Raw genomic sequence first — 24,084 nt, 5'->3', positions numbered from 1 at the left:
ACTGTAGTATATTTGGGGTTCAAATTAAGATGCGTTTACCCTGGAGCGTAAAGCCAGGATTAGGCAGCAGTTAAATCTGTCTGCCTATCCTACTTGACTTTTGTGACATTTTCGTAACTTGTCACCAATGGGAAGACCCTGGTAATGAAGATTTGGAGGCTCTGCCTCCAAATTGTTTTCTCCTTTTAATCGAGGCTATGCCTCCTCCAAAATTCGCCCCCGGCAGAGCCTGGGAACGATTGAAATAGTCATTGGTTATGCGTTAATTGCTACTAACTAATAACTAATAACTAATAACTAATTAGCTTTTTTTTACAGCTTCTGGAACACTGAGAACATCGGCAGATACATCGACAGTAAAATCGAACCTACGATACCACCGACGACCACAATCATCAGAGGCTCTAGCATACTCGTAAGTCCTTTTACTGCTTCTTCCACTTCCGTTTCGTAGAAAGCGCCCACTTTCATCAGCATCTTGTCAAGTTCCCCTGTCTCCTCGCCAATTGCCATCATTTGAATGGCCAAAGACGGAAAAACAGCTTGTTCTTGCAAAGCAATACTGATCATGCCGCCGCTTTGAATTTCCTGTCTGGCATATTCGATCGCATTAGATATCGCTTGATTTCCAGCCACATCTCGCACAATTTCCAAAGAATTGAGAATCGGCACGCCCGATCGCGTCAGCGACCCAAAGATCACGCAAAACCGAGCCACAGCCGATTTTTCGATCAAATCTCCAAAAATCGGCAACTTCAGGGCAATCTTATCAATTTGTAGGTGACCCATTGGAGTTTTATAGTACATATCAAAGGCAATTTTGAGCGCTATAATCACCCCAATAACTGTTATCTGTTGGATCGGAGGCCAAGCCGTACAAAATGCACTAATTCCCAACATGATCAGCGTAAAAGTAGGTAACTCGGCACCAATATCCTTAAAGATTTTAGCGAAAGTTGGTAGCAAGAATATGGTCATTGCGAAAAAAATCACGATCGCAATAAACAACACAGTCTTCGGATAAGACATGGCAGAATTAATTTCAGCCTCCGTCTTGTGATTTTTTTCCATCATCACCGCCAGACGGTCTAGGGTTTCATCTAGCACCCCGCCAACTTCTCCTGCCGCCACCATACTGATAAACAGTTGGTCAAAAACATCAGGAAACTTAGCCATCGCCTCTGCCAAGTTTATCCCCTCCTGCACGTCAGCATTCATGCTTCTGAGCGCTCGCTTCAGCTTAGCATTAGAACACTGCTCGTGCAGCACAGAAAGGCATCTCACGATCGCCACCCCTGCATTAAACATAGCCGCAAACTGACGAGCAAAAATAGCCATATCCTTAACAGTAAGACTGGTAAGGTTATATTCAATTTGCTCCTGAATCTTACTGAAATCAAAGCCACCTTTCGGTTTTTGGCGGATAACGTTGGTAGCCACAGCTCACCTCTGAAAATTTATTAAAAGTTATGACTCATCAGTCATCAGTCATTAATTCAGCCTGCGAACTCCTGACTAATGACTGCTGACGGAATTAATGAGCTTTTACCGGGGCGCTACCAACAGGTGCCGGGCCGATCAAGCGTTCGAGTTCGTCAGCCTTAGAAGCCTTGGCCATTGCCGATTCCCAAGTGACTTTACCACTCTTGTAAAGTTCAGCGAGGGCCATTTCCATCGTCCTCATACCCAATTTTGCCCCCATTTGGATTTGAGAGTAAATCATAGGAGTTTTGCCCTCCCGGATCAAGTTAGCCATAGCTGGAGTATTTACCATGATTTCCATAGCGCAGCAGCGGCCGCCCCCAACTTTTATTACCAAATTTTGGCTGCAAATTCCCACCAAAGAGTTAGACACCTGGGCGCGAACTTGGGGTTGTTGAATTGGCGGGAACACGTCCAAAATCCGATCGATCGTTGCAGCCGCCGAATTAGTGTGTAGCGTTCCCATCACCATGTGACCCGTTTCTGCCGCCGAAATTGCCAGACCGATCGTTTCCAAGTCCCGCATTTCCCCCACGAGAATTACATCAGGATCTTCGCGCAAAGCAGCTTTCAGCGCATTAGCAAAGCTCTTAGTATCTTCGCCCTTTTGGCGCTGGTGAAACAAACTCTTGATATTAGGAAACACATATTCGATCGGATCTTCAACTGTTAGAATATGTTCCGCCCGCGTCCGGTTGACCAGATCCAACAACGCCGCCATCGTAGTAGTTTTCCCGGAACCCGTTTGTCCCGTCACCAACAGCATACCCCGGGGTCTTTCCGTCAGATCCCGCAAAATTTGCGGCACGCCTAAAGCATCTGCATTAGGAATCTTAGAAGCCAGAGCCCGCATACAAGCAGCCCAAGCACCCCGCTCCCGGTAGACATTGACGCGAAACCGAGCCAATCCCCGAACGCCGTAAGCGCAGTCGAGTTCCCACTCCATTTCCAACTGCTTGCGCTGCATATTGTTGAGCATTTGGAAAATTAGGATCTGCACTTCCTCAGCAGACAGAATGTCGCCGTATTGAGTCTGAGGAGTTAGTTTACCGCTGACTCGGAAGAATATAGGCGCGCCCGCTTGGATGTGTATGTCCGAACCCCCTTGCTCTACCAGGGACTCCAGTACGTCTTCAATCATCAGACCCATAGATACCTCTCCTCGATCGAATTGATAGTTATTGACCAATCTAGCTCAGTTAACAGTCAACAGTTAACTGCTGAATCAATCCAAAAAGCGTGGCGTCAAGCAGTACGGACAATCCAGCATCTCCGGCTTCAATTGCGCCTGACAAGTTTTGCAGGTAAGTCCCTGCTTGCTTTTTGCTTTCATTTCAGCCTCCAGCCCAGAGTCTGTAAACGTCACCCGCTCGACTTCTTCAAAAGTAGTCGCGCCTTCCCGCACCAATTGCAAGCTGTAAGCCAACAATGTTTTCATCCCTTCTTCTACGGCAGCTTCCTTAATTTGCTCTGTGGGAGCTCCTTGAGTGATCAGAGTTTGAAGCCGCTCAGTATTTTTCAGGAACTCGTAAACCCCTACCCGTCCTTTGTAGCCTATGCCGCCGCACTTCCGACAAAGTTGCTCGCGTTCTGCCAGTTCCTTCCTTTCCTCAAGCGGTATGGTGTTGGCTTTGTAAACAGTTAGATCAATTTCTTGAGAAGGCGACAGACCGTACTTGCCGAGTTCTGCAGCAGTAGGCTGGTAAGGAATGCAGCATTTGTCGCAAACGCGCCGCATCAGACGCTGAGCCAACACGCCCAACAGAGCGGCCGAAACCATGAACGGTTCTACGCCCATTTCTGCCAAACGCGCGACCGCCCCGGCCGCGTCGTTCGTGTGCAGCGTCGTCAGCACCAAGTGTCCCGTCAAAGCCGCTTCCAGAGCAGTTTTGGCTGTTTCCCTGTCCCGCGTTTCCCCCACCAGCATCACGTCAGGGTCTTGCCGCAAAAATGCCCGCAGAATGTTGGAAAAAGTCAAGTCTTTTTCCCGAATTACTTGACATTGGGTAATTCCTGGCAAAGCATATTCGATCGGGTCTTCCGCCGTACTGATATTAACCCCCGGATCGTTCCGTTCCGCCAGAATCGAGTACAGAGTAGTTGACTTGCCCGAACCCGTCGGCCCCGTCACCAAAATCAGTCCGAACGGACGGCTAGCACTCTCTCGCACTAAAGCCAGAGTTTCTTCGTCGGAGATTAACAAACCCAAACCCAACTGAGTGCTGGAACTGTCCAAAATCCGCAGCACGATTTTTTCGCCGTACCGCGAAGGCAAGCAGTTCACCCGGAAATCCACCGTGCGTCCCTCAAACACCCGGCGGATGCGGCCGTCTTGCGCTTGTCGGCGTTCGGCAATATCCATGTTGGAAATAATCTTGAAACGAGCAGTAATCGATGCGACTACCTGCTTGGGAAACCGGAAATACTCTTGCAGCACCCCGTCTTTCCGCATCCGAATCCGCATGAACTCTTCTTGAGGTTCTACGTGGATGTCAGACACCTTTTCCGACAAAGCTTTAGCCAAAATGATATTGACGGCCTTAATTACGGGTGCCGCCTCAGCATCGTCCAATGTGTTAGCGAGGTCTTCTTGATCGGCAGTATCCTCTTCTAGCGAGAGCTCGCCAAAATCTCCCTCCCCTAGATCCATCTTTCTCTGCTTTTCGATTTCAGCTTTTTTAGCTTCCCTCTTAACTTGTTCGTCTTGATAAGCAGAAGTAATGTCCTGATAGTCGTCTGGCGTAATCACCCGTCGCTGCAAAGCCAAGCCGTGAGGCTGTAAAATCCGCCGCAAATCTTCTATGGCGTTGAGGTTGTCGGGATCTACCATTGCCACTAAAACCGCCGCCGGCTCAGTTTCAGTCTTCGCTACTGGTAAAAACCGACCTTGGTGACAAATGTCGATCGAAATCTTCAACGCGTCGAGCATAACTCCGAGTTGCTCGTTAGACATTTCGCTCATCTCCGGGTCAAATGCTTCAACCCCGTAGACTATCTTCCGTTCAAACATCTGCTGCTTCTTGTAAAGTCGCAGCAATTCTGGGGGCAACGGCTGCCCGGTAAGTGCTTCTAATACCTCCGTCAAACGCTTGCCCGACTTCTGGCTTTCAATTTGAGCTTGCTTCACTTGCTCGCCGTTGACGTAACCCGACAGAATCATCTTGGTGAGAGCCGGAGGAAATTGGCTCACAGAAACTATGGATGTGGAGCGCAGCGGGGATGTGCTAGTCATAAAAAACACTCAATAGGTGGGAAACTCAGTCACAAAGAGTGCTGAGAGGAAAACCAACGCGGGGTTTTAACCCCCGTATTCTTTGCTTATGGATCAGCTATCATTTTCTTGCTCAATCCCTATCTCTCAAGTGTAAGCTCGCAGTCCCCTCTAAGCTTCGTCCACAAATTGACGAGATGTTGGAGGGATTTGCCGATCCTTGCAATCAAATCTTGTTCGTTGAGTGCTAGGTTGCTTACTTACCTGATTAACTTGCGGGATACTCTCGTTATAGCGTCAGGGCACATCACTTGGGGGTTCCCCGTACCGGGAGAGAAAAGCGGGGCGGGGTGTGTCCCCCTCCCAGGCTAATTCTATTTTCCCAAATTGTTTGCTCAAATTACAGCGCCCGTGGTGGCGCGGTTAGCTGTACTAAATTAAAGATGAGCTATGTTCTGTGATGATAGCTTTTACGAAAGCCTCGATCGCTCTTTTGAAATATATTTTGATTAATTATCTGCGAGCGGTCACTGCCCGATCGTCGGCTGCATGAGCCCCCAAGGCAAATTTTGAGCAACTCTAGTTTTGGCTCACTAAATATTACTTTGATTCTACCCTGATGTCCGAACCTTTGTGACCTAAGCTTGACGGTTCAAAAATCTTGGGAAGAGGCAAATTAGATATCAATCGTATTTACAGATGAGCACCTCAGCGAAACCAACTAATGTCTCTCATTTGGCTGGCCAAAATTCGAGACTTCAAGCGACTTCGGCGTTATTGAATCAGAAAAACCACAGCCCCAATTCGCATCAAGATTAACAACCTAGTATCTGAGTTACACAAGCACACAGCTAACTACTTAGTCACTCAATACAAATTTCTCTTTCTCCTGACTTGGGAAACTCAGCAAATGCTAAAAAATGCCAGTGTCAGCTTGCGACTAACACAGCCTGACCGACGATAACTTTAAGTTTCTCTCGTTTTAAGTAAAGATTGAAACATCAAGCCTCCTAAGTGGGAAATATTGTAGTAGACTTAACAGCCAAATATACTTATAAAAAGTGTTGTAAATGCGATCGGGTTAATTAAAAATCAGGCAACAACAAACGTTGGGTTTGCCCCATTAATGCCATAATATTATACCTAAATATTTAAACGGGGCTTTGAATATTTTATGGAAAGCTGTGAGGAATGTCTCCAGATCGGGCGAGACTTCCTCTTTTCACATTGTGCCATACACAGTAAATTCGAGTCCTCTAGATTTACCGGGTTAACTGTATCTGCTAGAATTGATAGGGTTCTGTCGCGCAGCTTTTATGATTGACGAGGAAAAACAGCAAGATCAAGATCCTAACTCAACTGGGGAAACCACCCCAGAGGGTTCCCCAATGGCAAGCGAAAATCCGGCGGCATCAGGAAACTCGAACGAATCGGCGGATTGGGAACTCGAACTGGCTCGAGCTTATCAAAGTGCTCAGGGCGATCGTACCCCAGCAAACGCATCGGGGCCTACCGTCACCGGCAGTTCAACCAACAGTCCGACTGCAGACGCGGCGGAGCCTTGGAAGAAGGAACTGGCCCAGGCAAACGATGAAAAAGAGGCTTTAAAAACTCAGTTGCAAGCCGCATCCGCTCAACTAGAAGAACTGAAAAATCAAAATCTCCGCCTAGCAGCAGATTTTGAGAACTTCCGCAGGCGTACCCAAAAGGAAAAAGAAGAGCTAGATTTACAGGCAAGGTGTCTCACCATTAAACCCCTGTTGCCGGTAATTGACAATTTCGAGCGCGCTCGATCGCACATCAAGCCGCAAACCGATGGCGAAATGAACATTCACAAAAGCTACCAAAGCGTTTACAAGCAAATGGTAGACGGCCTCAAGCAAATCGGGGTTTCTCCGATGCGCCCCGAAGGTGAACAGTTTGACCCCAACCTCCACGAAGCTCTGCTGAGCGAGCCAACTGACGAACACGAGGAAGGAACAATTATCCAAGAACTAGAACGCGGCTACATTCTGGGCGATCGCGTCTTGCGGCACGCCAAAGTGAAAGTTGCAGCGGCTGGGCTATCTGTGGTAGCCTCAGATGAAAATCCCGATAGTTCGGAAGGTTAATCGGGATACAAGCTACTGCATTCCTCCAAGTCACTGACCCCCGAATAGAATTCGGGGGTTCCCAGGTGGCAGACTCGCCAACTTCTTAATTAAAGATGACTAAAAGCAGGTCAGCGCTTTCTCCAAAAATTCTGAAAAATGTTTTTACCCGTCTTTAGATATTGCTTTAGGACATCAAGTTTATTTCCTACAAATCTGGTCGGGTGATGCTTGTTTGAACAAGCTGAGTCGTTTTTCCTCCCCCAACCTGTAGTTGGAGGTTTCCAAACATCCCACAAAGTTTTATGAGGCGCTATGGGAAAAATTATTGGAATTGACTTAGGCACAACTAACAGTTGCGTAGCTGTGTTAGAGGGTGGTAAACCCGTCGTGATCGCCAATTCCGAGGGTGGCCGCACAACTCCGAGTATAGTAGGATTCGGCAAGGCGGGCGATCGCTTAGTAGGTCAATTGGCCAAACGGCAAGCTGTAACTAATGCTGTAAATACTGTCTACAGTATCAAACGATTTATCGGACGGCGGTGGGACGACACGGAAGAAGAACGAGCACGGACTCCCTATACCTGCATAAAAGGCAAAGACGATACCGTTAACGTCCAAATTCGGAACAAGGTTCACACTCCCCAAGAAATCTCGGCAATGGTACTCCAAAAGCTCAAGCAAGATGCTGAAGCTTATTTGGGACAAACTGTTACCCAAGCCGTGATTACAGTGCCAGCCTACTTCACAGACGCCCAACGGCAAGCGACTAAAGACGCCGGTACAATCGCGGGCCTAGAAGTCCTGCGGATCGTCAACGAACCGACAGCGGCAGCCCTTTCCTACGGGCTGGACAAGCAAAATATAGAACAGAAAATCTTGGTCTTTGACCTGGGCGGCGGTACTTTCGACGTTTCGATCCTGCAACTGGGAGACGGAATTTTTGAAGTCAACGCTACCTCCGGTAACAACCATCTCGGAGGAGATGACTTTGACGACTGCATTGTCCAGTGGCTAGTAGAAGCTTTTCGGACTCAAGAAGGCAGTGACCTCTCACAAGACAAAATGGCCTTGCAGCGCCTCCGAGAAGCTGCCGAAAAAGCAAAAATCGAACTCTCAAACCGCGAATCCACCTCAATCAATTTGCCCTTCATCTCTTCTGACGAGAAAGGGCCGAAGCATTTGGAAATGGAACTCTCCAAAGCTCAGTTTGAAAAACTGGTGGCTCATTTGGTGCAAGCGACGATCGATCCGGTGACTCAAGCCCTCAAAGACGCAAGTTTGACCCCCAAAGACATAGACAGAATTATTTTAGTGGGAGGCTCAACCCGGATTCCGGCAGTTCAAAAGGCAATTAGCAAGTATTTTGGGGGCGTTTCTCCCGATAAATCCGTCAATCCCGACGAAGCTGTAGCGGTAGGCGCGGCAATTCAAGCCGGGGTGTTGGGCGGTGAAGTCAAAGACTTGCTGCTGCTCGATGTGACGCCGCTCTCCCTGGGGCTCGAAACCTTGGGCGGGGTGTTCACCAAAGTAATCGAGCGCAATACCACTATTCCTACCAGCCGATCGCAAATGTACAGCACGGCTGCAGACGGGCAAACCTCGGTAGAAATTCACGTGCTCCAAGGCGAGCGGGCATTGGTTAAAGACAATAAAAGTCTCGGCAAGTTCCTGCTCAAAGGCATTCCCCCAGCCCCCCGTGGCGTACCTCAAATCGAAGTTACCTTTGAAATAGATGCCAACGGGATTCTCAAAGTGGCTGCTGAAGACAAGGGAACCGGAAAAGAACAAAGCATCCAAATTTCCAATACAGGGGGATTGAGCGAAACCGAAGTCGAGCGGATGCGACAAGAAGCCGAACTTTACGCCGACGAGGACATCAAGCGCGCTCTACTCGTCGAACTCAAAAATCAAGCTGACTCCCTCGTCTATAATTGTGGTGTAACTTTAAAAACCAACGCGCAACTGCTGAGTGACGAGCTCAAGGCCGAAGCGGAAACAGCCGCAGCAGCCTTGCGGGCAGCGATGACTAACCCTGACATCACAGTCGAGGAACTCACGCCCGCAATCGAATCTTTCAAGCAACTGCTATACTCGCTGGGGACAGCAGTCTACGACCAAGCCCGCAGCGGGGTAGCCCCGTCAGGAGCTGTTGTTGAAAGCGAGATGATGTCAGAAGTAGAATCATCAGAACCAGAAGATGTTCAAGCGGACGACGACAGCATTTTGCTGAAAGAAGAGCTGCTGGTGGCGCCCCAAGCTCCGCCGGAACCAAAGCCGGAACCAAAGCTCGAATCAAAGCCGGAACCAAAGCCGGAATCAAAGCCGGAACCAAAGCCGGAATCAAAGCCGGAGCGACAGTCAAAACGACAGTCAAATCCACAGTCAAATCCACAGTCAAATCCACAGTCAAAACAAAAACAGAAGGTTCCCGAACCTGAAGTTGATGATATGAATCCTTTCCTTTAAAACTGAAAAGCTAAAAATTAAAAGTTAAAAATTAATAATGAGAATTTTTGATTTTTAATCTGTAATTTCAGGAAAGGTCGCCCGTTTCTTTTTCGTACACTTTTTGTTATTTACCTCCAGGCAAGCAGCTCTATGGCCGGTGATTACTATGAAATATTAGGCGTTTCTCGCAGCGCAGACAAAGAAGAAATTAAGCGTGCTTACCGCCGCCTAGCTCGCAAGTACCATCCAGATGTCAACAAAGAATCCGGTGCCGAGGAGCGGTTTAAAGAAATTAACCGCGCCTACGAGGTACTCTCAGAACCCGAAACCCGCGCCCGTTTCGACCGTTTCGGCGAAGCAGGCGTCAGCGGTGCAGGCGCACCTGGGTTCCAAGACTTTGGTGACAGCTTTGCCGATATTTTTGAAAGCTTCTTTCAGGGCTTTCAGGGAGGCGTCGGTGGCCAACAACAGCAAGGTCGCAGGCGCAGCGGGCCGGTGCGCGGAGACGATTTGCGCCTCGATTTGCGGCTGGATTTTCGGGAAGCAGTGTTTGGTGGGGAAAAAGAACTCCGCATCAAGCATCTAGAAACCTGCGAAACTTGCACCGGGACTGGCGCGAAACCGGGAACCCGACCCCAAACTTGCTCGACTTGTACCGGTAGCGGTCAAGTCCGACGCGCTACCCGCACTCCTTTCGGCAGCTTTACTCAAGTTTCAGTTTGCCCCACTTGCAACGGTACCGGGCAAGTGATTGAGGATAAGTGCGAAACTTGCGGCGGCCGGGGCCAGAAAGAAGTGATGAAAAAGCTGAAAATCACCATTCCGGCTGGGGTTGACAACGGTACTCGCTTACGCGTTTCCAATGAAGGGGATGCCGGCAAACTGGGCGGGCCGCCCGGAGATCTGTACGTGTTCTTGGCGGTGAATGAAGACCCGCTATTTAAGCGGGACGGCACTAACGTTAGCTCGGAAGTTAAGATTAGTTATTTGCAAGCAATTTTGGGGTGCCGGTTGGAAGTGGAAACCGTAGACGGGCCGACGGAATTGTTGATTCCTAGCGGAACTCAGGCGAATACTGTTCTGACTCTTGAGAAAAAAGGGGTGCCTCGGTTGGGAAATCCAGTCAGTCGTGGCGATCATTTGATTACGGTGTCTATTGACATTCCGACTAAGGTGACGGCTGAGGAACGGGAGTTGCTGATGCAGCTTGCTAAACTGAAGGGCGATCGTACTGGTAAAGGCGGTTTGGAAGGATTTTTGGGCAATTTGTTTCAGAAATAAGCAAAATTTGACACCCATGGGTGTCAAATTTTCCTCTTTGAGGATTCCCCGGCAATTTGTTTTAGTATCTGTCAAAAAATTGTTTGCAATTGCTCACAAAAATCTCAGGTGGGACGGTTTCTAGGCATTCGGTTTCAGCAGCGCTCAAAAAAGTGAGCGCAATTGCGCTCATTTTTTTGAGAAAGAATAATAGTCTGTGTCCAATTGGACACAAAATTTTAGATTTTCCAGTTTCCAGGCAACTTGTTTAAAAAACTAAGGCTTTCAGGATTAGAGATTGCCAAAAACATTATGAATTCAACATCGAAAATAGAAAGTCCCAAATCCCCAGATGCCAAAATCGATCTGCGTGGTACTCCGTGTCCTCTGAATTTTGTCCGCACTAAACTGCGCTTGGAGCAAATGGCACCGGGTGCTGTTTTGGAGGTGTGGCTGGATGCTGGGGAGCCGATCGAACAAGTGCCCGATAGTCTCAAAATGGAAGGCTACCAGATTCTGGAAACGGAATTTGTCGCGGATGAGCCGGAGTCGGGCTTTTTTTCCATGAAAGTGCAGCGCCCAGAAGACAAGGAAGCAGGATGAGCCTGAATTCACCCTCGATCGTGGGTACTGTAATTGCTGTTCAGGCTAACTTCTACCAAGTGAGGTTAGATCCCGAAGTCTCCATTGACGGGAAAAATGCTCCCCTCGCGGATTCTCCGACTCTCCTGTGCACTCGTCGCACTCGACTCAAAAAAATTGGCCAACAGGTGATGGTGGGCGATCGCGTGGTGGTAGACGAACCGGACTGGACTGAGCGCCGGGGTGTAGTTTCTGAAGTCTTCCCGCGCCAAACAGAACTCAACCGCCCGCCTGTAGCTAATGCCGATCGCATTCTCCTCGTTTTTGCCCTCGCCGAACCCGACTTAGACCCCGCATCATTAACTCGGTTTTTAGTCAAGGCAGAATCTACAGGTTTAGAGGTGAGTTTGTGCCTGAACAAATGCGATTTGGTCACACCCCAGGAGTTGGAACGTTGGCGCGATCGGCTTTCAGGCTGGGGCTACGAACCAATGTTTATTAGCGTCCGCAGCGGTGCAGGAGTTCAGGAAGCCCCCGCTAATGGTCAAAATGAAGTTTCTGCCTCGGAACTGCCTTTCCATGACTTAGTGGAGAAAATAGAACAATCTCTGCTGAGTTCTGAGGATAACCCCGAAGTTTCCAATTCGGTCAAGCCGTTAGATCCGTTAAACCCCGTAGATAGCCCTTTGCCGAACTTGCTTCTAGACCACCTGCAAGGGAAAATAACGGTAATTTGTGGCCCTTCTGGGGTTGGCAAGTCCAGCTTGATCAACCAATTGATCCCGGCGCTGAATCTGCGAGTGAACGCTGTTTCCGGTAAACTCGGCCGCGGGCGCCACACGACTCGCCACGTCGAACTATTTGAACTGCCCGGCGGCGGACTTTTGGCCGATACTCCGGGCTTTAATCAGCCGGCTCTCGAATGCGATCCCTCAGAGTTAGCTGAATATTTCCCAGAAGCGCGCCAGAGGCTGGCTTTGGGTAGCTGCCAGTTTAGCGACTGTTCGCACCGAGACGAGCCTAACTGTGTGGTGCGGGGCGGTTGGGAGCGCTACGAGTATTACTTGCAGTTTCTCGAAGAGGCGATCGTCCGCCAGCAACAAGAGCAAAACTCTAGTAGCGCCGAATCGAGTTTGAAGCAGCAAACCAAGTCGGATGGTACGCAGCATTACGAACCAAAGCTGCAAACTAAAAAATATCGCCGCTCTTCCCGCCGCCTTCAACACCAGTCACTCCAAGATATGTGTCAAGACTTAGAGGAATTGTGAGGAAGTCGCCGCCCATCGCCCGTAGGCACTAGAAAACAGTACCAAGACTTACCCAGAAACCGGGTTTCCTCGACGAAAATACTTGGTTGCACCCCAAGGCCCCGTTCGGAAAACAGGCGTTCTTTAGTCGCGAGTGGGTAAGTCCTGAGTACATTAATAGCTAAAATTAAATGGCCTTAGATTTGTTAAAAAAAGTAGAACAGAAGCAAAAGTTAGCGGGTACTGCAGGAGCAAAAATATTGTGAATATTCAAGAACTGTTTCAAAAAGGCGGCCCCGCCATGTGGCCCCTGTTGCTGTTATCGATTCTATCTTTGAGTACCATTATCGAGCGCTTGTGGTTTTGGGCGAGCCTCCTGAGCAAAGAAAAGCAAATAGTTAACCGCATTCTGGAAGCGGCTCGCAGCGATTGGGGGGTGGCTAACGAGATGGCCAGACAAGCTAACCGGCAGCCGATCGGGCGATTTCTTTCTGCACCCCTGCGGCTCTACAATCCCGAACCAGATTTGTTTCGACTCGCACTCGAAGCAGCAGCCGATGAAGAGTTGGCTTCGATGCGGCGCGGTGACAAAATCTTAGAAGCTACGATCGCTCTGGCGCCTTTGCTGGGCTTGCTGGGAACAGTTTTGGGCTTGATTAACTCGCTCAGTTCCATCCGTCTGGGCGACATCGGCACGGCGGCAACAACTGGCGTAACTTTGGGGATTAGCGAGGCGCTGATCACGACTGCTAGTGGGATGGTAGTAGCAATTTTTACCTTGGTGTTTTATCGGATATTTCAAGCTTTTTTGTTCAACCAGGCAAAAATATTTCGCAAAGCGGGAAATGAACTGGAATTGCTTTACAGGCAATACTGGCCTGCTGCTAATGCTAAGGGTCGAGCACCCGGTGCAGAATACAGCAATTCTTCTTTTGGTTCCGATGGTTTGAACAGGCGTTCTCTCAATTCTCAAGAACCGGGAGAACGGAATAGGGAGCCGAAATTGAAAGGTTCCGATCCGGCTGAAGATTCACCTTCTAATAATTAAAACTCCTGAGAACTGATGAAGATTAATCTAGATACTCCTGCTGAAGAGGCTCGGATTGAACTGGTGCCTTTAATTGACGTGATCTTTTGCATTCTGACGTTTTTTCTCCTGGCGGCTTTGCAACTGACTCGCCAGCAAGCCATTAATGTCGATTTGCCTAAAGCGAAGACTGGACAAACGCAGATGCGAGAGATGCTGATTGTCAGCATTGATGATTTCGGGCAAACTTATATCGACCAATTGCCTGTTAATTACCAACAGCTCGATCGAGTTTTAAAGAGTTTTCAAAGCCAAAACCCTGCGGGGTTGATGGTGCTGTACGCTCCTCAAAATGCGAGATATGCCAAAGTTGTCGAGGTTTTAGACAAATTGAGAGAGGTAGGGGGCGATAGAGTTGCCCTGGCAACTCTTCCTAGTTCGGCTCCCTCCCCATTGCCTAATCCCTCGCTTCCCAATTCTGGCATTCCTGCGGCACCTGCGATCGGCAATTCCGGTCAACCTCTGCCGTCTCCGGTGCCTCCGGGGCAGCAACAGTTCAACCCCAATCAGTTTCAATCGCCTCTCCCCGCTCCCGGTCAGCAGCAGTTCAATCCCAATCAGTTTCAATCTCCTCTCCCCGCTCCACAGCAGCCTAGTAACTTCGGGGCAAATCAGGGCATTCCTCCTGTTTCGCCTGCACCCGCTGCTCCCAATTTCCGACCCGGAGTCGCCACTCCACCGCAGGATGGCGGGCCCTCAAATTAGTCAGAAGGAAGAAGGGAGAAGGAAGAAGGAAGAAGGAAGAAGGAAGAAGGAAGAAGGAAGAAGGGAGAACAAAGAAATAGAAATTCTCCCCATCTCCCCATCTGCCCCTCTCCCTATCTTCCGCTCTCCTCATCTTCCACTCTCCTCATCTCCTCATCTCCCCCTCTCCCCCTCTCCCCATCTCCTCATCTCCCCATCTCCCCCTCTCCTCATCTCCCCCTCTCCCCATCTCCCCCTCTTCTCCTCTCCCCTTCTCCCCCTCGCGGAGATTCTCTCCGCCGGATTTGGTATAAAGGGCTTCAATTCTTTTGGTTCGTACTGAGCCTTTTTTCTCTTGACAAGTAGATAGACTTGTATATGCCTGCGGAAGGAACTTTTGCAGACCTCTCGCCATCTCTATCGCTAAGTAAGCTATTTCTTAGGATATAGGGTAATTTTGTCAAATGATTGTTACCTTTTGTAATATAGACTAAAGCCAGATGGGCCATCGGGCATCCCGAAACCAACGGTCGATCGCTGAAACAACTTACAAATCTGGTTAATCCAGGTGTTCACTTTTAAGTCACCTTTACTTACAGAGGAGTCAAAGTCATGAGCCAACCAGCAGAATTGTCTTTGGAACAGCAATTTAGCCTGTGTTCCTTCAAAACACAGGTAAGTGACATGAGCCGTGAACAAGCTCAGGAGTTTTTGGTCAAGCTTTACGAGCAAATGATGCTACGAGAAACCATGTACCGCCATTTTCTGAAACACCATTGGGGTTTAGAACCTAACCCAGGCGTTGAGTAACCAAGAGTCGCAGTCGGCGACCTCCGTCTCTTACTCTCTTCCCTCAGGCGGAAAGGAGTTGGGGGTGATGGGGCGTCACTCGAAGGCAGAAGGTAGAAGGCATCTGTACAGACGTGAGGAAAATTTGACAATTCCTTTGTGGATTTCACTGAATGTGGAAGTCGAGGTAAGCAGTTTGTCGATCGACACCACCGGAAAGCGCAAAGATAATTTATCGCGCCTCGACTCGAAAATTGGATAACTCTTAATAAAAAAGGTTAATTTTTTAACCACTTAAAATTTTTAACAAATTCTATATATTTGTGTTTATTTGCAGCGGATGAGGTTTGACAATAATGGCGATAGTCGGACATCTGAGCGGGATCTCCGACTAGCAAAACCTTTAGTTTTCACATCAATCCCTAGAACTGGCAACTGTGGACTCTAGAAAGAGTTATTCCGGCTGACGTTCCAGAGTCGCCTCCATTGTACTCGTCAAGTAATGACCAGACATGATGCCACTAGATTGGTAGTAGCGGTTGTCATCAACCCGGTGAAGGGTATCAAAACCCGTCCTCCGCTGGCGTTCATCTCCCAAAACCCAATAACGCTGGACGATCGACTGGGGAGCAATCCAACCTTCGCCCTCGACGCGGGCGAGTTCGCTGTGTTGGAGTACAAAAGTATACTGCCGTTCATCGCTGTTGAGGTGTCCTCGGTACTGCAAAATAATCTCTTCGCGATCGCCTCCAGGAAATACGAGCTTGGTCACCATACTGAACCAATCTGTTCGGTTCCAGCTCACTAAAGTTTTGCCTTTAACCGTAATTGGCACGCCATTGCGCTCAATCCAGCTTCCTTCGAGCGTCCATTGGCCAGATTCCATTAAAAACGTGTGAGCCACAGTGCTGTTCCTATGCTTTTCCTGCTGGCTACAATGCTGGTGCAACAACGCACAGCCGTTGTCCCTCAGACTCTATGCTATCACGCCCAACTGTGCCAACAAGAGTTAATTTCTCCTAAAAGTACCGATGTCCGGGCACCAGTAACTTGAGGCAGATTGCCGGGAATGCCCCGAACCCGCCATGCGGCTAAAACCGCGAAAGCGATCGCCTCTTTAAAATCTACATTCAAGCCTGCCTCAGAAGTAGTCAACACTTGCACTGGATGCAATTGAGATTGCAATCGGCGTTTTAAGTAGAGATTGTGGCTGCCGCCCCCGCATAGTAAAACTCGATCAGGCATAGCCGGTAAAAAAGTTTGGTAACTGTGAACGATCGAGGCAACAGTCAGTTCTGTCAGAGTAGCCAGCACGTCAGCAGGACTGAGGTTGTAACCTTCGGCCTCGACCAAACACCTGTCAAAATAGTCTACACCAAATAGCTCTCGCCCCGTTGATTTCGGAGGTGGTTGGCGGAAGAACTCTGATGCGAGCCAATCCTCGACTAAAGATTGACAGGGAGTGCCCGATGCCGCCCAAGCTCCACCTTCGTCGATCGTCTTAGTGCCGCCTGAGAAGTGCTGTACTGCCAAATCTAACAGGGAATTCGCCGGGCCTGTATCCCAGCCCGATATGCCCTCCCCAAGACTGAAAATCTCAGACTCGTCATTTTTTCCCCCTTTTCCCCTGGCCGGAAGATAGGTAACATTGCCAATTCCCCCTAGATTTTGGATGCAGAGGCTGATGTTGGGTTCCGCCAGCAGGCAGGCATCAACTATTGACACTAAGGGTGCTCCTTGACCCCCGGCAGCAATGTCTGCCGATCGAAAGTTACTCACCGTAGTAATTCCTGTCAATTCCGCAATTAGCGCGCCCCGCCCGAGTTGCAAGCTGTAGCCCATTAACGCACCGGCGCTGTCTTTCTGGGCTTTCCCTGCAGGTCGGTGGTAGACGGTTTGACCGTGAGAGCCGATTAATTCTGCTTTATCATATTCTGCTTGAATTGTCAAGGCAGCCGTGGCAAATTCTTGGGCGATGGCATCATCTAATTGGGCTAGTTCAGCCATTGACAAAGCTGAGCCACTGCAAACCGAGAGAATTTGCGATCGCAAATTAGCAGGATAAGGGAAAGTGTTGCCGGCCACCAATTGCACTTTCAAGTCTGTTTGGGAACCGACCACATCCACCAAAGCAGCATCAATGCCATCCACCGACGTGCCGCTGATCAAACCGATAACGCGGGTCATTCAATTTTAGATTTTAGATTTTAGATTTTTCGATTTTAGATAGTCGGGTGTGATCGGGCGATCGAATATTATTTGAGGTCGATCGTTACGATCACCACAGTAATATTATCGCGTCCACCTTTATCCTTCGCTGCTTGAATTAAAGCATTTGCAGCGCCCTCGCAGGCGCGAATCGACTTCAGAGGCGAAGCTATCAAAGGATCGGAAAGTTCTTCAGTCAAGCCATCGCTGCAGAGCAGCAAGCGATCCCCAGGCTGCACGTCCACCGGCAAAATATCTATCTCCCGCAAATCATCGCGGCCCAAACACTGGGACAAAACGTGACGCCAAGGATGACTGCGAGCTTGGTCAGGAGTTAGGGCCTTTCTTTTCACAGCCTGAGCCACCCAAGTCTGGTCTTCAGTAATCTGTTCCAAGCGAGAGCCGTGCAGTCGGTACAAGCGAGAGTCCCCGATATTAGCGCACCAGGGTCGGCCCTCATCCCTAAACATTAGAACCACAGCCGTAGTTCCCATATCAGCACGCTCAGGGTGGTCGAGCTGATCCGTCAAAATTGCTTGATTGGCAATTAAAAAAGCCTTTTCCAACAACACCGGAGAATCCTCTGGCCCTTCCCAATGTTCGAGCAAATAAGATTGAATCGCCTGAGTCGCAATCCGGCTGGCTTCTTGACCTCCGGCGTGTCCTCCCATTCCATCGGCCACTATGAAAAATCGCCCGTCAGAGTCTATGTAGTACGAATCCTGATTTACGGAACGAACTAGCCCTGTGTCTGTCTTACCTGCGAAAGAGCGTTTCATAGATTGGGTGATTGGACTCATCGAACTTGAAAGCTTGATTTAATGGGGTGCAATTTTTTATTCCAAAACTTAAATTGCGAACGGGCTTGAAATTCTGCAGCCCGCGAGCGCGAGTTTTGGAAAAATTGCACTTCCTTGACCTGCTACACAAAACTTGGCTAAACTTATTTAAGTCTCACCATTCAATCAGAATTACTTCTGAAGGGTCTGCTTCCTGTTTCATCCAAGGGAGTCGGCTCGCAACTTGTCCACAGGCGTTAATTCGGGCGGAGCAACGCCCTAATTTAATTAATCTTAGTTGAAGCTTTTAGCCATGAGTCATCCACTATTTTCAACCAATTTAACGAAACGTGGACTCCCGTTCGACCTTGTAACAGGCTGGTCAGTTTTGACTTGCACGCTCGGTTTACAAACCAGATAATTAAGCCTTTTTTAGGCATTTGTGTAATCATACGGCCCAGAATGTTAATCAGTCAAGTTAAGTATCAATACTCCCGACAGTTTTTGGAACGAGACTACAAGCTTACGCGGCGCAAGGATCATAAATAAAGTCCAATTAAATGCAACGAGCGGGGTGGATCTGACATTGATTTAATTATCCACAGGGGCTGCGAAGTCCTACAGAATAAGCCATTGGGCCATATGAAAACTGTCCGGACTATTGAAGTATGACCAACTTTTGTAAACTTTTGGGCAATTTAGTCCATCTCATATTGTAGATCGTATGATGGTAATCCCATCTTAAAATTTCGGTAAGTAAATCCAGTAAATTCAGCAGCACCTGCAAAAAAAACTGGATTTATACCCAAAATCAGAGGTTTTGCTGGCGATAAACCTAGGCAGCAACCGGGTTTTTCGCATTAAAGGGCGTAAGTGTCGTAAATTGCAGCAATCTGTGTTCAGCCAGCCAAAACTTAACATTCGATGTCAAATTTTGGCTGGCGAGAAATCTCAAACCTGAAATTTCAAATCCCAAATTGCCCCATTATGACATCCTGTCTAAACGATCGATCCGCTTGAACAAACGCAGCATAGCAAACCCTGCACCCGCCGCCAGCACTGCCACAGCGACAGCCGGCCAGACTTGATTGCTGACAAACAAAATTGTCGCCGACAAAGTAAAAGCACTCATCAGCAAAGCATAATTCGTGCCCATTTGAGCACTGCTCATGCGGCGGAGCAAACGCTCTGTTTCGGCAGAACGGACGCGAATCCGCAAATCTCCCTGTTCGAGTTTATCAATAGTCTCCTCAATCCGGCGGGGCAAACCCAAAGCACTCGAACTCACCTGAGCCGCCTGACGGCCGATTTCGTTAAAAATGCTGCTACTGGTATCATGGCCATTTCCATTAGTCATAAGCTGCATGGCAAAAGGTTGTGCCACCTCCATAAAGTTGAACTCGGGATCTAAACCTCGGCCCACCCCTTCGATGGTGGAAAAAGCTCGCATTACAAAAGTAAAAGTAGCTGGGAAGCGAAAAGGTTGATTGTAGGCAATATCGTAAAGGTCGTCGGTAATCGCGCTCACAGACTGATTTTCAAAAGGCTTGTCCATGAAGTTATCCAGCATATACTGGATGCTGCGGCGCACCGGACTCATATCACCCGTAGGCACCAAAGCTCCCAAATTGATCAGAGAATCCATAATCCGCTGTCCATCCTTGGAAGCAATGCCGTAGAGCGTCTCCATCAGTCCTTCGCGGACGTTGGACTGGATTTGTCCCATCATGCCAAAATCGTAGAAAATCAGACAACCGTCAGCACTAACAGCGATGTTGCCGGGGTGTGGGTCAGCGTGGAAAAAGCCGTCGTTGAGCAACTGTCGCAAATAAGCTTTTGCGCCCAACTGAGCGATTAATTTACGGTCGATACCGGCCGCTTCCAAAGCTTCGTAGTGGCTGATTTTTATCCCTGGCAGGTATTCCAAAGTCAGCACTCGCGGAGCCGCATACCGCCAATAAACCCTCGGCACCCGCACCCAGTCACAGTTGCTAAAATTGCGGCGAAAAGTATCAGCATTGCGGCCTTCATGGAGATAGTCAATTTCCAGCCACAGAATGCGACAGCATTCCTCATAAATCCCCATCCAATCTCGGCCGCGGCCCCACTTAGGATGGTTTTGAAAATAGCGGGCAATTCCCTTAAGAATTTGCAAATCGATCTCGAACAGCTTCCGCAGTCCAGGTCGCTGCACCTTGACGACCACTTCCGGGCCCGAATGCAGTTGAGCTTTGTGTACCTGACCCAGACTGGCAGCGGCCAGGGGCACTGGATCAAAGCTGCGGTAGAGTTCTTGAACTGTCTTGCCCAAATCTTGCTCGACAATTACCTCCAACTGCTCGTAGCTGAAAGCAGGCACTTTATCTTGCAGCTTAGAAAGTTCCTCGACAAACTCTGCGGGGAACAAATCGGCGCGGGTAGAAAATAACTGCCCCACTTTAATGAAAGTTGGCCCCAAATCCAAGAGTGTTTCTCGAACCCAGATAGCTTGAAAGCGGCGTCTGGCAACTTTCTTTTCTTCAGTCACGCCTCCCCAGTAGCTCCAATTTTTGCTGTCGAGCCAGAGGGAAGCCAGCCAGAGTAAGACAAAAGCCCAAATGTCGAAGAAGCGCCGCTTCCGGGAGTATTTTTCGCGATTCCAGCGATAAGCTTTACTTTTGTAAGATTTACCAGAAGCAGTTTTTGGCTCATCGCCTTCGCCAGTGAGCTTGGGGGAGCGCTGGCGATTAACAGAGTCATCAAGGAGAGCAGACACTTGGGTTCCCAAATTGCTTATTTTATGTTGTTGCTTTGATTGAAAGTAGGAGCGCAGGAGCGCAAAGCAGTGCGCTCACGTAGTAAATAATAGTTGTGGTCGAATTGATCGCTAGGGCAAACTGCTGCGGTAGCGCTGCAATTCCGATCGCACCAGAGCCACTTCGGCGCGCAGCTCGTCAATAGTCGCTTGCAAATCAGCGGGATGGATGTCTTGAATAGTGGTCGTGCTTGCAGTGCCTGTTCTGGTCTGCATCGCCTCATCCGAAGCTCGATTTGCCCGTTCCACAACTCGATCGGTGAACTGCCGCAGGCGTTCTCTTTGTTCTGCGTCAAATTTGCCGAGTTCAGAGAAAGCGTTGGTTGCTGCGCTTTCTAATTGCTCGTACAGTGCTTCGGCAAGTGCTCTGCCTACAAAAAAAGCATGAACTGGGGGTTTACTCATAAAAAATCTCTGTGCGCTTCCGCAACAAATTATAACTTGCTTGTCCCCGATGATGCTTGCTCCCAAAGGAAGGAATTTTGGGGGAATTGACACTCCCTCCCCGAGTGTCGGAGATGGGATTCTTGAGATTTAGAACAGTCTGACGCGCCACGGCTTAGCCCAAAAGCCTCGCTGACACTGGCTCAAGTTCGAGGTTGGGGTTGCTTTGTACCAAAATGTTTGCAGCTTGGCAGTATTAATACGCGACTTAACAGAACCTCCGCGCCGCGCACATATTCTAACATAATTTAAATCAAAATAGGAAACCGTCCTGCATTTTTTGGCGGCCATTTGGATTGCAGAGGGAATAGGAAATATTCGATCAACTCTGACGGCGACTGTTGGGATTTTCAGATTCGACGGATGTTTTTGGAAGATAGTCCTTGGCTAGGTAGGGCCTTATTATCTCAACTACTGAGCGGATATTTGCTGACTCCTAAAACCAAGTATTTGTCCGCACTTTGAACCAACAAAAACCATACTAATTTGTCGCAGGTTCGGGAAAAGGCACTGTGGGATCGGCCACAGGGGGTGGTGAATCAGGTGCGATCAAACTCTCTGAATTGTTGCCACTGGGGCTTGGTATCGCAGGCTCAGGGGATCGCTCGATCGGCGACGCTATTACTGGCGACGGGGATTCCGACGGCGGCAGGGTTTCAGCGCTAGCACTCTCAGGGGCAGGCGGGGCGGGTGCGGCGGGCGGTTCTGGTGGCAGGGGCGCAACTTCCGGTACCGATGCGGCTTCTGGTTGGGGCTCTGGCTCGATTTCGGTTTGAAGCTCTGGAATGGGGGACTCAGAAGGCTCCTCGGCGGGTTCGGGCGTCTGGGATGGCTCCGGTTGGGCTTCGGGCTCTGGGGCGGGAGTTTCCTGGTTTGGGGACTCAGAGGGTTCGGCGCTAGTTTCTGAGGGCTCGATTTGTTCGGGAATGTTGCTGGTGTCTAAGGGGGGTTTGGGGAGCTTGTTGAGTTCGATCGGGTAGAGAGGGCTGCTTTCGACAGAGGGCTGCCCGAACATCGGCCCTGACAAATCGCGGGATTTGAGCAAATCTTCGAGAGATGGGAAGGATTCAATTTTGGGACGATTGCTGAGACTGGTGCTGTTGTAGTGCCATGCTAGGTCAAAACCCATCCAGCCTGCAATTGCAGCCGTTACGACAAACGCCAGAAAAGTCAACTGCGGCGGGGGAGGTGCGGGCAATCGCAGACTTTGCTTGCCTTTTCTTTTTACTGATACTCGCTCGGTTTCTTGCAGCATGGTGAGCCAATTTTCCACTGTCTGAGGGCGGTTGTGGGGGTCGATTTCGAGTCCCTGAAGGATGGCTCGCTCGATTCGGGGGCTGAGGTTGGGCTGAAATTGCCGTAACTCAGTCAGGGGAATACGATCGCGCAGGGGTGCTGCTACGGGCGCCACGCCGGAGAGTAAGTAGTAGAGGGTGGCTGCGATCGCGTAGATGTCAGTGGCCGGTGTACATTTACCGTCATAGAGGTATTGTTCGATCGGCGCGTACCCAGGGGAGAGCCAGTTAGTGTGGGTTTGTTTGGTGCCGGCGGTAAAGCCGCGGGGAATTCCGAAATCTATTAACATTACTACGTGAGAATCAGCTCGCCGGATAATATTTTCTGGCTTGATATCTCCGTGCAGCAATCCGCTGTGATGAACTGTACTTACGGCTGAGGCTATTTGCCGAATATAGTGCAGGGCCTGGGCTTCTGGCAGTGGCTGATCGGTTTCCACTATTTGGGCGAGAGTTTGGCCCGGAATGTAGTCCATTGCAATAAAAGACTGTCCGGCTTCTTCAAAAAAGTCGATTACCCTGACTATGTTGGGATGCTGACACCGCGATCGGCGTTGGGCTTCGGCAATAAACTGCTGCTGAAATTGGGCAGATTCTGGGTGTTGGCGCAGACTTTCGTTGAGGGTTTTGAGTACGACGGTTTGGTTTAAATGGGTGTGGATAGCTCGGTAAGTGATGCCGAACCCTCCTATGCCTAAAGTCGCGTTAATTGTGTATTTGCCCTGTTGCAGGACTGTTGCTGGCGCTAAGTTCATCTTCAGTTGATGCCGTTTCCCAAACTATGCTACCGCCTTTGGGTTATTTCGCAGAGTTAGGGGTGAGGTTTGATCGATCGGCGCCCTAGTTTGAGCTTTAGCTCTGCTATATCTTTAATCTTGGCATCCCCACGTCATTTTATCTGTAGTAGCTATTGTGAAACTTAACGCTCCGGCTTTCCAATAATAAAAATCCCGCTCTTGTGGAACGGGAAAGCCATCAGGGTGCATCTATAATATCTGACTCTAACTTATGGGGGGTACAACCCCTCATTGCTTTAACAAGTCTTTAAAATTAGCCGATTTTTGTAAATATTTAGGTTTTATGTTGACTTATGAGCAATCTTATGATTTATAAGATTGCCGGATGGCGAGCTTGAGCTTGGGGTATTGACACACTCAGGTCTGAAGAGACGCTCGATTCTTGAATAGACTAGGGGAGAAAGCAATTCTTGCAATCTGGCTGCGATCGCTTCAGTTGAGGCGAACTGGTACATTCCGATGGCGAATACGATCTGGATGTATAATACATCGTTTTCCCCTGTTGCTCCCAGAGTCAATCGATTTTAGATTATAGATTAAAGAATTGAAGCATTGACTTGCGCGAGATAAATACGTTCGGCAAGTTTCATCGGATACAGGTTTTTTATTTCTGGGTCCTGAGTCTGCTTTCGGAATGAATCACGTGGCGGGTATCCTGGATGCTTGATTGTCACACCTTACAGACCTGATTACCTTTTTGGCTCAGATGAAGTTCAGGCGAGCGGCATAAAATGAGAAAGAGGCATCGTATCGGGCTTAATCTTGAGATTGCACATGGCTCAAACCTTGTAAATAAAAAGGCTGTAAGCATTCTCCAGACATTTGTAGCCCATAGCCATCAATGCTTCAATCGCTGTTCGCGTTACACAGCAAGGCCAGGAGGC

At 49.1% G+C, this 24,084-nt stretch carries 19 protein-coding genes; 9 read left to right on the top strand and 10 right to left on the bottom strand.

The window, feature by feature from the left end; genetic code table 11:
* Positions 1 to 312 precede the first annotated feature (312 nt).
* The 3 genes from QUB08_RS12250 to QUB08_RS12240 form a co-directional block, all read right to left on the bottom strand.
* On the bottom strand, positions 313 to 1,440 hold the full coding sequence (locus tag QUB08_RS12250; RefSeq protein WP_333224960.1) for a type II secretion system F family protein: 1,128 nt from the start codon (positions 1,438 to 1,440) through the stop codon (positions 313 to 315).
* Positions 1,441 to 1,534: 94 nt separating this feature from the next.
* On the bottom strand, positions 1,535 to 2,632 hold the full coding sequence (locus tag QUB08_RS12245; RefSeq protein WP_333085111.1) for a type IV pilus twitching motility protein PilT: 1,098 nt from the start codon (positions 2,630 to 2,632) through the stop codon (positions 1,535 to 1,537).
* Between the two features lie 75 nt (positions 2,633 to 2,707).
* Complete coding sequence (locus QUB08_RS12240) at positions 2,708 to 4,714, bottom strand: GspE/PulE family protein (protein ID WP_333224959.1); 2,007 nt, start codon at positions 4,712 to 4,714, stop codon at positions 2,708 to 2,710.
* Positions 4,715 to 6,009: 1,295 nt separating this feature from the next.
* On the opposite strand from QUB08_RS12240, the gene grpE reads away from it, so the two are divergent.
* The 7 genes from grpE (at position 6,010) to QUB08_RS12205 (ending at position 14,115) form a co-directional block, all read left to right on the top strand.
* Entirely contained in the window at positions 6,010 to 6,804 is a 795-nt protein-coding gene (gene grpE / locus QUB08_RS12235) for a nucleotide exchange factor GrpE (protein ID WP_333064231.1), read from the top strand.
* A gap of 294 nt (positions 6,805 to 7,098) precedes the next feature.
* Positions 7,099 to 9,252 carry a molecular chaperone DnaK gene (gene dnaK, locus QUB08_RS12230; protein WP_333224958.1) on the top strand — a complete coding sequence of 718 codons (2,154 nt, stop codon included), beginning with the start codon at positions 7,099 to 7,101 and terminating at the stop codon, positions 9,250 to 9,252.
* Between the two features lie 132 nt (positions 9,253 to 9,384).
* Complete coding sequence (dnaJ, locus tag QUB08_RS12225; protein ID WP_333224957.1) at positions 9,385 to 10,515, top strand: molecular chaperone DnaJ; 1,131 nt, start codon at positions 9,385 to 9,387, stop codon at positions 10,513 to 10,515.
* Between the two features lie 291 nt (positions 10,516 to 10,806).
* The gene (locus QUB08_RS12220; RefSeq protein ID WP_333224956.1) at positions 10,807 to 11,097 is read left to right on the top strand and encodes a sulfurtransferase TusA family protein; all 291 of its coding nucleotides are present in this window, start codon (positions 10,807 to 10,809) and stop codon (positions 11,095 to 11,097) included.
* The gene (gene rsgA, locus QUB08_RS12215) at positions 11,094 to 12,344 is read left to right on the top strand and encodes a ribosome small subunit-dependent GTPase A (protein WP_333224955.1); all 1,251 of its coding nucleotides are present in this window, start codon (positions 11,094 to 11,096) and stop codon (positions 12,342 to 12,344) included. Before QUB08_RS12220 ends, rsgA begins: the two co-directional genes overlap by 4 nt.
* 241 nt (positions 12,345 to 12,585) lie before the next feature.
* Positions 12,586 to 13,371, top strand: a complete 786-nt coding sequence (locus QUB08_RS12210) for a MotA/TolQ/ExbB proton channel family protein (RefSeq protein ID WP_333224954.1) — start codon at positions 12,586 to 12,588, stop codon at positions 13,369 to 13,371.
* Positions 13,372 to 13,386: 15 nt separating this feature from the next.
* Positions 13,387 to 14,115, top strand: coding sequence for a biopolymer transporter ExbD (locus QUB08_RS12205; protein ID WP_333224953.1), 729 nt, complete (start codon positions 13,387 to 13,389; stop codon positions 14,113 to 14,115).
* A 145-nt stretch (positions 14,116 to 14,260) separates the two neighbouring features.
* Here QUB08_RS12205 and QUB08_RS12200 read toward each other — a convergent pair whose 3' ends face one another.
* A complete protein-coding gene (locus QUB08_RS12200; protein WP_333224952.1) occupies positions 14,261 to 14,509 on the bottom strand; it encodes a hypothetical protein in 249 nt (82 codons plus the stop codon).
* 197 nt (positions 14,510 to 14,706) lie between these two features.
* Between QUB08_RS12200 and QUB08_RS12195 the strand changes: the two genes are divergently transcribed.
* Positions 14,707 to 14,904: an NblA/ycf18 family protein gene (locus QUB08_RS12195; RefSeq protein ID WP_006635253.1), complete on the top strand. Its 198-nt coding sequence runs from the start codon at positions 14,707 to 14,709 to the stop codon at positions 14,902 to 14,904.
* Between the two features lie 67 nt (positions 14,905 to 14,971).
* On the top strand, positions 14,972 to 15,145 hold the full coding sequence (locus QUB08_RS12190) for a hypothetical protein (RefSeq protein WP_333153496.1): 174 nt from the start codon (positions 14,972 to 14,974) through the stop codon (positions 15,143 to 15,145).
* 192 nt (positions 15,146 to 15,337) lie between these two features.
* On the opposite strand, the gene QUB08_RS12185 is transcribed toward QUB08_RS12190, so the two are convergent.
* The 6 genes from QUB08_RS12185 to QUB08_RS12160 all read right to left on the bottom strand — a co-directional run bounded on the left by QUB08_RS12185 (position 15,338) and on the right by QUB08_RS12160 (position 23,158).
* Positions 15,338 to 15,787 (bottom strand): hypothetical protein, encoded by a 450-nt coding sequence (locus QUB08_RS12185; protein ID WP_333042233.1) that lies wholly within the window; start codon positions 15,785 to 15,787, stop codon positions 15,338 to 15,340.
* Positions 15,788 to 15,867: 80 nt separating this feature from the next.
* A complete protein-coding gene (locus QUB08_RS12180; RefSeq protein WP_333224951.1) occupies positions 15,868 to 17,070 on the bottom strand; it encodes an anhydro-N-acetylmuramic acid kinase in 1,203 nt (400 codons plus the stop codon).
* Between the two features lie 68 nt (positions 17,071 to 17,138).
* Positions 17,139 to 17,870: a PP2C family serine/threonine-protein phosphatase gene (locus QUB08_RS12175; RefSeq protein WP_333224993.1), complete on the bottom strand. Its 732-nt coding sequence runs from the start codon at positions 17,868 to 17,870 to the stop codon at positions 17,139 to 17,141.
* A gap of 985 nt (positions 17,871 to 18,855) precedes the next feature.
* Complete coding sequence (locus QUB08_RS12170; RefSeq protein WP_333224950.1) at positions 18,856 to 20,625, bottom strand: AarF/ABC1/UbiB kinase family protein; 1,770 nt, start codon at positions 20,623 to 20,625, stop codon at positions 18,856 to 18,858.
* Between the two features lie 111 nt (positions 20,626 to 20,736).
* Complete coding sequence (locus QUB08_RS12165) at positions 20,737 to 21,069, bottom strand: DUF6825 family protein (RefSeq protein WP_190660406.1); 333 nt, start codon at positions 21,067 to 21,069, stop codon at positions 20,737 to 20,739.
* Between the two features lie 520 nt (positions 21,070 to 21,589).
* Positions 21,590 to 23,158, bottom strand: a complete 1,569-nt coding sequence (locus QUB08_RS12160; protein WP_333224949.1) for a protein kinase domain-containing protein — start codon at positions 23,156 to 23,158, stop codon at positions 21,590 to 21,592.
* Positions 23,159 to 24,084 lie beyond the last annotated feature (926 nt).

This window comes from Microcoleus sp. BR0-C5 (assembly GCF_036705045.1).
Classification (GTDB): domain Bacteria; phylum Cyanobacteriota; class Cyanobacteriia; order Cyanobacteriales; family Microcoleaceae; genus Microcoleus.
The sequence above is the reverse complement of the archived record's forward strand: the minus strand, read 5'-3'. Positions and strand labels throughout refer to the sequence as shown.